Genomic DNA, 10,780 nt, shown 5'->3' with positions numbered 1-10,780 from the left:
GACGAGTCGAGCAGGTTGATGCGCGAGTACCCCTATTTGGCCGCCTTCGATCGGGCGATTCGCAGTGAAAGCAACGAGCATCCGGCCAGCGGCCGGCCGCGGTACGCCGGGCTGAAAGCGTTGCGCGACACGATCACTGAGATCATCACCGAGGCCCGGGCGCAGGGCGCGCTGCCTACCGACACCCGCCCGGACGCAGCGGCCGATGCGATTCACGCGCTGGCGCGGGGTCTCACGGAGCGGGCCGCCACTCTGGCTCCGGACGCGTACGCTGCGGCACTTGATTCGGCCAAAGACCTGATCAGCGGAACTCTCTTCGCGCGCCCGGCCGGCGCACACCGATGAAGTTACTCACCGCCCTGCGGCTCAACATGACCAATGTCGCCGATCCCACAGCGCGCCAAGCGGATCGTTACCGGGCTGCGCTGGACATGGCGGAGTTCGCCGATCGCCGCGGCTTCACCGCCGTCAGCGCAGAAGAACATCATCTGGCGGCCACGAGTTGGCTTCCGTCGCCGTTGATTTTGGCCGCCGCGGTAGCGGGGCGCACACGCAACGTTCGCATCAGCGTCAACGCGTTGATCGTCCCGCTCTACGATCCGATTCGGCTGGCCGAGGACGTCGCCGTGCTGGACAACCTCACCCGGGGCCGCTTCAGTTTCGTGGCCGGCATGGGTTACCGGCCCGAGGAGTATCAGGCCGTCGGCAAGGACTGGTCGGGCCGGGCGACCCTGATGGACCACTGCCTGACGGTGCTGCTCAAGGCGTGGAGTGATCAACCCTTCGAATACGACGGCGCGCTCATCAACGTCACCCCGAAACCGTTTACCCGTCCGCATCCGATCCTTTTCGTTGGCGGTATGACCGCCGCGGCGGCCCGGCGCGCGGCCCGCTTCGGGCTTCCGTTTTCACCGCCGATGGCCATGCCCGAGGTCGAAGCGGTGTACACGCAGGAGTTGCGCAACCACGGGAACGAGGGTTTCGTCTACCACCCCGAAAACGGCAGCACCGTCACCCTGCTGCACGCCGATCCCGACGAGGCGTGGTCGCGTTACGGCGACTTCATCCTGGCGGAGGCGGTCGAGTACAGCGCTTGGAAGCGCGCCGACGTACCGCGGCCCAACGAAACCGCGCCGGCCTCGATCCGGGACCTGCGCCGCCTCAACCATGTCGAGATACTGACCCCGGAACAGTTGATCGATCAGATCCACGGTGGCCGAAGGGAAGTCGTGATCAACCCCCTCATCGGCGGCCTTCCGATCGACGCGGGCTGGTCCAGCCTGCACCTAATGGCCGACGAGGTTCTGCCCAACGTGTGACCTGCCCGCCGACAGCGCGTCACCTAGGCTCCACACCGCGACGCCGATCAGCACCAGATCCTTCAGCAGGAACTGCCCCGGCAGCGCCGACAGCACGGGAAGACCACCGGCATGCGTCGCGACCACCCCCGGTGTGGTGAAGAGGAAGCTCAGCGTTCCCAGGAACAGCATCACGGCCAGCGCGCTGCCGGCCGCCGATACGCGCGGCCACACGGGCCGAAGCGCGATGAGAAGGGCGGCAACGATTTCCATCGTCCCCAGCCCGCGCGCGACGGTGGCAACGCTGAAAACCTCGTAGATCCAGCTCATCAGCGGGCTGTGCTCGATGAGCACGCGGGATTCCATCTTCACGTACTTCCCGAACCCGATCCAGGCCAGAACGATGACGAGGCCGTAGCGGCTGGTGAGTTGCCCCCACCGGGTAAGCGTTTGCGCCAACGGGTTTGAGCTGGCGCGCGTTACGACGGGGTTTTCGTCCACAAAGTGAGGACGAATTCGCGAAGCCCTGGGTTCACTCGAGGCCGCTCAGGGCAGCGACGATGTCGGCGACCTCGGTGCGGGTGGTGTAGTCGGGGTGGACGTCGATCCAACGAATGGTCCCGGCGTGGTCGACGATGGCCACGGTCGGCATTGGCAGTCCGAACGTTCCGTCGGCGTTGACTTCGGCCAGCTCGAGGCCCAGGTTGCGTTGGGCCGCCCTGGCCCCCTCGCTGGGTGCGGTGAGTACGCCCAACCCGGCCGCGACCTGATTGCCGGGATCGGACAACACGGTGAAACTCAACTCGTTGATCTCCTGCGTCGACAGTGAACCGTCGGGCTTTTGCGGGCTGATCGCCACCAGCGCGACGTCGCGCCGCGCCAGCTGCGGGACCAGTTGCTCCTGATACGCGCGCAGCGTCAGGTTGCAGTACGGGCACCACGCACCGCGGTACAGCACGACCACTGCACTGCGTCCCCCGACACTCTGGGCAAGGGTGGTGGGCACGCCGCGCGCATCCAGTAGCTGGACATCGGGCATTGCGTCGCCAGGGGCGGCGACGCCGACCGGTATGCCGCCGGCCCGTAGCTGCTCCTGCTCGGCGCCGAAGGTGCTGACGACGTCCTCGGGCAACTGGCTTGCCATTCCCTGCTGGAATTGCGCGACCCGGTAGGCGATCGTGGTCTCGTTGGTGTCGGCGGTGCTGGTCATGAGTTCATTGCCCTTCACATGCGTGCCGGCTTGGCGCACAACGGCTTCCGGCATCGATTAGTAGACGATGACGTTCAGCCTGCCCAACCGAAAATGGAGTGTCAACTCCAAAAAGAGTAGTCTGTGGGGGTCCCTCCACGGAAGGAAGCTTATGGCTCCGGTCCCCTACGAGAAGCTGACCGCGAAGGGCCGCGCAACCCGCGAGCGCATCGTGGCCGCCGCTTCCGAATTGATGCTGCAGCGCGGCGTCGCGCGGACAACCATCGAAGACATTCAGGAGGCCGCGGCCGTCAGCACCTCGCAGATGTATCACTACTTCGCCGACAAGAGCGATCTCGTGGCCTCCGTCATCGACTTTCAGACCGATCATGTGCTCGGCGTGCAGCACCTGGGTCTCGACCGAATCGACAGCATCGAGGACTTGTACCGCTGGCGCGGCATCATGGTGGACCTGGTACGCAGCATGGGCTGTGCGGGCGGCTGCCCGATCGGCTCAATGGCCAACGAGCTGTCTGAGTCGGACCCTATCGCGCGAGCGCAGCTTGCGCGGTCATTTGCCCAGTGGGAGAACATGATCCACGACAGCCTGATAGCGATTGCCGCGCGCGGCGAGTTGGCTGACGGAACGGACATCGAGCGCGTCGCGCTGGCGATGCTCGCCGGCATCCAGGGCGGGTTGCTGCTCAGCCAGGTCCGTCGCGACACCGCGCCTTTGGAGGCCGCGGTCGACACCATGATCGAACATCTGCGACGCCTCGGCATGGGGTGACGCGTCGGAGACCCGGTTAGCGCGCGGCGTAACGATCGCGCAACTGGGCCAGCGTCGCTTCGATTCCGGCGGCGTTGCCTTTGCACGCCCCGATCCGCTCGTAGTACTTCAACGCGTTCTTGACCGCACCGGCGTCGCGATAATCGAACGTCTCCGTGACCCGGGTCCGGGTCGGCGAGAGCGCCTCGAATTGCCACCGCCAGCGGTGCCCAACCGGGTGACGCCATTCGACCAGTTCGTTCGGTTTCAGGGCCGTCACCGTGCTGGTGATGCGGTACGGCAGGCCATACATCTTCATCTTGGTCGAAAACTTCGACCCCACAGTCAGTTCCGCGGGCACGCTGATGTTGTCCCGCACGGTGCCCGACCCATCCAGTTCGCTGTGTCGTCGGGGATCGGCGGCCATCGCGTACAGTTCGGCGGCCGGCGCGGCCACTTCGACCGACCGGCTTACCTGCCGCGGGCCCACGTCGACAACGGTGACGGTCATGATCTTTCCTTTCGGCTGTCCGGCAGCGTCAGGTCGACGCTACGCTCGCCGAGTCGAACTCAGAACAGCAGACATCCCGCCGCGGGTGGCCGCGACAGGAAGCCCGCGTCAGGAGGAGCCGAAAGTAGCAATGAGTCAATCCATTTCGGGAAAGGTGGCCCTGATCACCGGCGCCGCGCGGGGGCAGGGCCGGGCGCACGCCGTGCGCCTGGCCGCCGAAGGCGCCGACATCATCGCGGTCGACATCGCCGGGCCGCTGCCGCCGAGCGTTCCGTACGACTCACCGACACCCGAGGATCTGGCTGAGACGGCACGCCTGGTGAGCGCCAACGACAAACGGGTCATCACCGCGGCCGTCGACATCCGCGACCTCGAGGCACTCAAGGATGCGGTCGACGCGGCGGTGGCCGAACTGGGCCGCCTCGACATCATCGTCGCCAACGCCGGGATCTGCAGTCCCGCTCCGTGGGATCAGATCACCGCGGAAGCGTTCCGCGACACCATCGACACGAACGTGACCGGCACCTGGAACACGGTGATGGCCGGCGCCCAGCACATCATCGACGGCGGGCGCGGTGGGTCGATCATCCTCATCGGCTCGGCCGCCGGCATCAACATGCAGTCGTTCATGATCCACTACACGGCGAGCAAGCACGCGGTCGTCGGGATGGCCCGCGCATTCGCCGCCGAGCTCGGCCGGCACAACATCCGCGTCAACAGCCTCAACCCCGGAGCGGTGTCGACACCGATGGGTACCGGCCGCATGCGCGAGGCGCTGCAAGCCGCCGCCGACACCTACCCGCACTTGCGGGGCCTGCACAAGCCACTGCTGCCCGAGGGGATCGCCCAGCCGGAGGACATCGCCGACGCCGTCGCCTGGCTTGTTTCCGACCAGTCCCGGTTGGTCACGGCGACCCAGCTTTCGGTCGATATCGGCGTGGGTTACGTCTGACCCGTCGTGGGCTGATCCCGGTCGCGGTCCTGGCGCTTCCACCAGGCAGAATGGTGGCGCCCCCGTCGCCTTCGTCGGGCCCAGGCTTCTCCCCGGACGCCCGGTTGCGCTAACGGCCCGGTGGGGGAATACCTCGGGAGACGCGGACGTTGCACCAAAAGATACCCCGGCGGGGTATCAGGAGAGGGAGACCATGACCACGAGCGAATACCGGGTCGACGGGATGAGCTGTGGCCACTGCGAGGCGGCCGTCAAGGATGAGGTCGGCCGCCTCCCGGGTGTGGAGCGCGTGGACGTCAGCGCCGACACGGGCAGGCTGGTGGTCACGAGTTCTGTTCCCGTCGACGCGGCAGCGGTCCTCGGCGCGGTGGACGAGGCCGGCTACGAGGCCGTCCTGGTGGGATGAGCGCGGCGCCGGTGAGCCAAATCGAGCTGAAGATCGCGGGGATGACGTGCGCGTCCTGCGCCGCCCGGATCGAGAAGAAGCTCAACCGGCTCGACGGCGTGGTCGCCACCGTCAACTACGCCACGGAAAAGGCCGCACTCACGGTCCCCTCGGGATACGACCCGCGATTGCTGATCGCGGCCGTCGAACAGGCCGGTTACACCGCCGCGCTGCCGCCCTCGCGGGAAAGTTCCGTGCAGGCCGACGACCCCGAGCTGAGCGCGCTGCGCACCCGGCTGATGACCACGGCCGCGCTCGCCGGCCCGGTGATCGCCATGGCGATGATTCCCGCGTTGCAGTTCCGCTATTGGCAGTGGGCATCGCTGGTCCTGGCCGCGCCGGTCGTCGTATGGGGCGGCCGTCCCTTCCACGCCGCCGCCTGGGCCAACCTCAAACGCGGCGCCGCCACAATGGACACGCTCGTCTCGATCGGCACGCTGGCGGCCTTCCTCTGGTCGCTGTATGCGCTGTTCTTCGGGACGGCCGGCAAACCGGGCATGCGCGACGCTTTCGAGCTGACCGTCCGTTCCTCCGACGGCGCGGGCAACATCTACCTGGAAGTCGCCGCGGGTGTGACCCTGTTCGTGCTGGCCGGGCGGTACTTCGAGCAGCGTTCGAAGCGGACGGCGGGCGCCGCGCTACGCGCCCTGCTGGAGCTCGGCGCCAAGGACGTCGCGGTGCTGCGGGACGGCGCCGAAATCCGCATCGCCGTGGACCGCCTCGCGGTCGGGGACGACTTCGTGGTCCGGCCCGGGGAGAAGGTCGCCACCGACGGCGTCGTGGTCTCGGGTTCTTCGGCCGTGGACGCCTCGATGCTCACCGGCGAATCCGTCCCCGTCGAGGTCGGCGAGGGCGACACCGTCACCGGCGCGACCGTCAATGTCGGCGGGCGCCTCGTCGTGCGCGCCATCCGGGTCGGCGACGACACCCAGCTCGCGCACATGGCCAGGCTGGTCGAGGAGGCCCAATCGGGCAAGGCCGAGGTGCAGCGGCTCGCCGACCGCATCTCCGGCGTGTTCGTCCCCGTGGTGATCGGCATCGCCCTGGCGACGCTCGGCGGGTGGGTCGCGCTGGGCTTCCCGCTCACCGCGGCCATGACCGCGGCCGTCGCGGTGCTGATCATCGCCTGCCCGTGCGCGCTGGGGCTGGCTACCCCGACGGCCCTGCTGGTCGGCACCGGGCGCGCGGCTCAACTCGGCGTGCTGATCAAGGGCCCCGAAGTCCTGGAGTCCACGCGCAACGTCGACACGATCGTGCTCGACAAAACCGGCACAGTCACTACCGGGAAGATGACCCTCGTCGACGTGATCAGTGGGCCGGGGACCGACCGCCAAACGCTGCTGCGCTACGCTGGTGCGCTCGAGGATGCGTCCGAACATCCCATCGGGCGGGCCATCGCTCAGGCCGCGAGAGCTGAGCTCGGTGCCCTGCCCGCCGCCAATAGCTTCGCCAGCCTCCAAGGCATCGGCGTGCGAGGAGACGTCGACGGCCACACCGTAGTCATCGGGCGGGCGAACCTGCTGGCCGACGGAGGTCACCTGCTGGATGCCGAGCTGTCGGCGGGCAAGGCCCGCGCCGAGGGTGACGGCAAGACCGCAGTCGCCGTCGGCTGGGACGGCCGCGCCCGCGGGATCCTGGTGGTCGCCGACACCGTCAAACCGACCAGCGCCGAAGCGGTCCGGCAGTTCAAGCGGCTGGGCCTGACGCCGATCCTGCTGACCGGCGACAACCGGACCGTCGCGGAACGGATCGCCAACCAGGTCGGCATCACGCAGGTCATCTCCGAGACGACGCCGGCCGACAAGGTCGCCGCCATCAGGCGGCTGCAGTCCGCAGGGAAGGTCGTCGCGATGGTCGGCGACGGCGTCAACGACGCCGCGGCTCTGGCGACCGCCGATCTCGGGGTGGCGATGGGCACCGGCACCGACGTCGCGATCGAAGCCGCCGACCTCACCGTCACGCGCGGTGACCTACGCGCCGCCGTCGATGCGATTCGGCTCTCCCGGCGCACGCTGAGCACCATCAAGACCAACCTGTTCTGGGCGTTCGGCTACAACATCGCCGCGATCCCGCTCGCCGCGCTCGGCATGCTCAACCCGATGCTGGCGGGCGCCGCGATGGCCTTTTCCAGCGTTTTCGTGGTCGCCAACAGCCTGCGGCTGCGCTCGTTCAGCAGCGTCACGGCCGCCTAGATCACCGCGCCCACACGCCACGCTGGCAGGCGGACGGGTGGGGCTGGTGTGGGATAGTTGTTCCGACCCCCCGCGTTCGAAAAGACCACGGGTCCGCCCCGCGCAGCGATCGACTCAGCAAAGGCAACGACCGTTGGACCAATTCTTCGGACGACTGTCCCTGCTGCACGGCTGGTTTCCGCCGACCGTGCAGGGACTGACGCTGCTGGCGTTGATCATCGCGATCCAGTGGCGTGCGCCGCGCTGGCTCAAGCGGGTGCTGCCCGTGGCCCTGATCGCGGCCGCCGCGGTGACCGCGCTCGCGTACCGGTACATCACGTCGCTCGGCGTGGCCGGGGACCCGGCGCCGACGACGCTGTGGCTGTGGATCGCGATGAGCGGCCTGGCCGCCGCGGTCTTCCTGGTGGGCTGGCGGGGCGCCCGCTGGTGGCGGCGCGGGGTGGCCGTGCTGTCCATACCGCTGTGCGCCTTGTGCGCGGGACTGGCGTTGAACGGCTGGGTGGGCTACTTCCCGACGGCGCTTGCCGCGTGGAACCAACTGACCTCCGTGCCGTTGCCTGACCAGATCGACCGGCTGCGGGTCACCGAGATGCAGGTCGCCGGGACCAGGCCGACCAAGGGCGTGGTGGTGCCGGTGGACATCGACGACAACGCCTCCCACTTTCGCCACCGCCGAGAACTGGTCTATCTGCCGCCCGCATGGTTCAACAGCAATCCGCCACCCCGACTGCCGGCGGTCATGATGATCAGCTCGGCGTTCAACACCCCGGCCGACTGGCTCGGCCCGGGCGGCGCTTTCACCGCCATCGACAACTTCGCCGCCGCGCATCACGGCTTCTCCCCGGTGCTGGTGTTCGTCGATCCCACCGGTTCGTTCGACAACGACACCGAGTGCGTCAACGGCAGCCGGGGCAACGCCGCCGATCACCTCTCCAAGGACATCGTGCCGTTCATGGTGTCGAACTTCGGCGTCAGCGCCGACCGGGCGAACTGGGGCGTCACCGGATGGTCGATGGGCGGCACCTGCGCGGTTGACCTGGCCGTCATGCATCCGGAGCTGTTCAGCGCATTCGTGGACATCGCCGGCGACCGCAGCCCGAACGTCGGCCCCAAGGATCAGACGATCGCCAAGCTGTTCGGCGGCGACCGCACCGCCTGGGCCGCGTTCGACCCGCTCACCGTGATCGCGCGGCATGGTCGTTACACCGGTTTGTCGGGCTGGTTCGACGTCCCGGGATCGTCGGAGCCGCGCAACGTCGCCGAGGAAGCCAACCCCACCGGGAGCGCTCCCAGCACTGACCCGGCCGCCAATCCGGAGGGCCAGGACGCCGCCGCCAACGCGTTGTGCGCCGCGGGTAGCGCCAACGGCATCAGCTGCGCCGTGGTCAGTCAGCCGGGCAAGCATGACTGGCCGTTTGCCGCCGGGGCGTTTGAGGCGGCGCTGCCCTGGCTGGCCTCGACGCTGGGCACACCCGCCGCCGAGCCGGTTCAGCTGCCCCAACGCGGCGGCGCGGAATCACACTGATCGCGAAATTCACAGCTGACCCTCCCGTAACGCAACCGACATATTGTTCCTGGTAGTGGTACGGTTCGCTGCTGATGGCTGGCGATTTTGTGCACGACGGGCGACCCCTCCGGGGGTCGGCTCGAAGCGCGCAGCGGCGCAGCCAACACCGGGCCCAGTCCGGATCACCCCGTCCGACGTTTGCGCCCGGCCTTCGCCTGCCCGCCATGAATCGGCGTCAGTTCCTCGGTTCGCTCGCCGCGTCTGTCGTCGCCGGAGTGGGCGCGGCCCGGCTCGTCGTCGACCCGCAGCCGCGAACGTTCGCCCAGGTGCCCGGGCCTTCCGACGTGGCGACCTCTGGCCCGACCGCCCCGTCGGCTCTGTTGCCGCCGCCGCCGCTGAGCGCCCGCATCCCGCTGCCCGGTGGGGGCGCGCTGATGAAGATCCCCGGCGAGGGTGATCTGCTCGCGCTGACCGTCGACGACGGCGTCAACAGCGAGGTGGTGCGCGCGTACACCCAGTTCGCCAAAGACACCGGCGTGCGGCTGACCTACTTCGTCAACGGCACCTACGACTCCTGGACCGAGAACAAGGAGATGCTGCGGCCCCTGGTCGACAGCGGACAGATCCAACTCGGCAACCACACCTGGTCACACCCGGACCTCACGACGCTGTCCAAAGAGCAAGTCGCCCAACAGCTCAGCCGCAACGACGAATTCCTGAAGAAGACGTACGGCATCGGCGCGAAGCCGTACTGGCGGCCGCCGTACGCGAAGCGCAACGCCGTCGTCGACGCCGTGGCCGCCGACCTTGGCTATACCATGCCGACGCTATGGTCGGGGTCGCTGTCGGATTCGACGTTGATCACCGAGGAGTACATCGTGCAGATGGCCGATCAGTACTTCACGCCGCAGGCCATCGTCATCGGGCACCTCAATCACCTGCCCGTGACGCACGTCTACCCGCAGCTCGTCGACACCATCCGCGAGCGCAACCTGCGCACCGTCACACTCAACGACGTTTTCCTCAAGACGCCGTAGCGGTCGCCGGGGAAAGCGGCTAAGGGAACCGGCATTCGGTTGCCGCTTCCGGCGTGATCACCAGGTACGCCGGACTCGACTGGCGGTAATAGCGCATCCGCAGCGCCCACAGCCGCAGGTGACTGAGCTCGACCACTGCGAACCGCGGTTGCAGGTAGTAGCGCCAAGCGATTTGGGCGAGCACCGCCGGCGGCGGTACGCCTCGGACGGCTCTGGCGTGTCCGCGCACCACGAGTCGGTCGGCGCTTGCGCCAGCCTCGCCGCCCAGCAGTAGGGCGACCCGCGGCGAGGCATCCACGTTCCGGACCGTCCAGGACGACGCCGAGGTCGTCGCATAGATGCGGCCGCCGTCCGTAACGAACCACAGCGGCACGGCGAACGGCGTTCCCCTCCGCGAACGGCTGGCCACGATCATCACCCGCGAGCTGCGAACGGCCGCTTCAACGTTCGGCGACCGAAACGGATGGACGTCGTCCTCGTCGGCGGGCGGGTTAGAGGCCGGTCGCCGAGCCGGCGTCACCGGCGGTGCCGGTACCGCACGAAGCGAACCGTAGTCCCAGGCCACGATCCGCTCGGGCGCGACCCGGTACGTGCGATCCCCCATGGCCTGGGCTGTGCCGCGGATCGTCAACGAACGCAACCGGAACCACTGTGGACCGTCGTCGGCGACCACAACGACATTGCGGTCGGCAAGGTCTGGGCTGCCATCCGGCACCTGGACGATGCGGGTCGACCAAGCGGGATCGACAGGCTCGTCAAGGTTCACGTTTGCCGGCAGGACCAGAATCTCCCCGTCCACGGTGACGGCCACCGCCACCCGCGGAGGCGACAGCGCCAAGTCGGCCACCGCAACGGCCTCGACATCACGAGTGATCACGAA

The 10,780-nt window shown here is 68.1% G+C and carries 11 protein-coding genes and 1 pseudogene; 8 read left to right on the top strand and 4 right to left on the bottom strand.

Features of this window, described 5'->3' with window-relative positions; genetic code table 11:
• Window positions 1-345 (top strand): annotated as a pseudogene (locus A5781_RS19255) (TetR family transcriptional regulator C-terminal domain-containing protein); the annotation flags it as partial.
• Window positions 342-1,319, top strand: a complete 978-nt coding sequence (locus tag A5781_RS19250; protein ID WP_067209992.1) for an LLM class flavin-dependent oxidoreductase — start codon at window positions 342-344, stop codon at window positions 1,317-1,319. The pseudogene A5781_RS19255 and the gene A5781_RS19250, both read left to right, overlap by 4 nt.
• Here the strand turns inward: A5781_RS19250 and A5781_RS19245 are convergent.
• Together A5781_RS19245 and A5781_RS19240 are read right to left on the bottom strand one after the other, a co-directional pair.
• Entirely contained in the window at window positions 1,287-1,799 is a 513-nt protein-coding gene (locus A5781_RS19245) for a YkgB family protein (protein ID WP_231990758.1), read from the bottom strand. The genes A5781_RS19250 and A5781_RS19245 overlap by 33 nt on opposite strands.
• Before the next feature lie 31 nt (window positions 1,800-1,830).
• Window positions 1,831-2,508, bottom strand: coding sequence for a peroxiredoxin-like family protein (locus A5781_RS19240; protein WP_067210035.1), 678 nt, complete (start codon window positions 2,506-2,508; stop codon window positions 1,831-1,833).
• A 67-nt stretch (window positions 2,509-2,575) separates the two neighbouring features.
• Here A5781_RS19240 and A5781_RS19235 point away from each other — a divergent pair, with 67 nt between their 5' ends.
• Complete coding sequence (locus A5781_RS19235) at window positions 2,576-3,277, top strand: TetR/AcrR family transcriptional regulator (RefSeq protein WP_231987241.1); 702 nt, start codon at window positions 2,576-2,578, stop codon at window positions 3,275-3,277.
• 16 nt (window positions 3,278-3,293) lie between these two features.
• Here A5781_RS19235 and A5781_RS19230 read toward each other — a convergent pair whose 3' ends face one another.
• A complete protein-coding gene (locus tag A5781_RS19230; protein ID WP_067209985.1) occupies window positions 3,294-3,767 on the bottom strand; it encodes an SRPBCC family protein in 474 nt (157 codons plus the stop codon).
• Between the two features lie 130 nt (window positions 3,768-3,897).
• On the opposite strand from A5781_RS19230, the gene A5781_RS19225 reads away from it, so the two are divergent.
• The 5 genes from A5781_RS19225 to A5781_RS19205 all read left to right on the top strand — a co-directional run bounded on the left by A5781_RS19225 (window position 3,898) and on the right by A5781_RS19205 (window position 9,900).
• A complete protein-coding gene (locus tag A5781_RS19225) occupies window positions 3,898-4,719 on the top strand; it encodes a mycofactocin-coupled SDR family oxidoreductase (RefSeq protein ID WP_067209982.1) in 822 nt (273 codons plus the stop codon).
• A 193-nt stretch (window positions 4,720-4,912) separates the two neighbouring features.
• On the top strand, window positions 4,913-5,125 hold the full coding sequence (locus A5781_RS19220) for a heavy-metal-associated domain-containing protein (protein ID WP_067209978.1): 213 nt from the start codon (window positions 4,913-4,915) through the stop codon (window positions 5,123-5,125).
• Entirely contained in the window at window positions 5,122-7,356 is a 2,235-nt protein-coding gene (locus tag A5781_RS19215; RefSeq protein WP_067209976.1) for a cation-translocating P-type ATPase, read from the top strand. The genes A5781_RS19220 and A5781_RS19215 overlap by 4 nt, the downstream gene beginning before the upstream one ends.
• A gap of 133 nt (window positions 7,357-7,489) precedes the next feature.
• Window positions 7,490-8,881: an alpha/beta hydrolase family protein gene (locus A5781_RS19210; RefSeq protein WP_067209974.1), complete on the top strand. Its 1,392-nt coding sequence runs from the start codon at window positions 7,490-7,492 to the stop codon at window positions 8,879-8,881.
• A 206-nt stretch (window positions 8,882-9,087) separates the two neighbouring features.
• A complete protein-coding gene (locus A5781_RS19205) occupies window positions 9,088-9,900 on the top strand; it encodes a polysaccharide deacetylase family protein (RefSeq protein ID WP_067209972.1) in 813 nt (270 codons plus the stop codon).
• A 19-nt stretch (window positions 9,901-9,919) separates the two neighbouring features.
• Here A5781_RS19205 and A5781_RS25215 read toward each other — a convergent pair whose 3' ends face one another.
• Complete coding sequence (locus tag A5781_RS25215; protein ID WP_197503916.1) at window positions 9,920-10,777, bottom strand: pyridoxamine 5'-phosphate oxidase family protein; 858 nt, start codon at window positions 10,775-10,777, stop codon at window positions 9,920-9,922.
• Window positions 10,778-10,780 lie beyond the last annotated feature (3 nt).

Origin of the sequence: Mycobacterium sp. 852002-30065_SCH5024008 (genome assembly GCF_001665645.1) — a bacterium.
GTDB lineage: Bacteria > Actinomycetota > Actinomycetes > Mycobacteriales > Mycobacteriaceae > Mycobacterium > Mycobacterium paraffinicum.
Note: the sequence above shows the minus strand (reverse complement) of the source record. Positions and strands in the feature narration are given on the sequence as shown.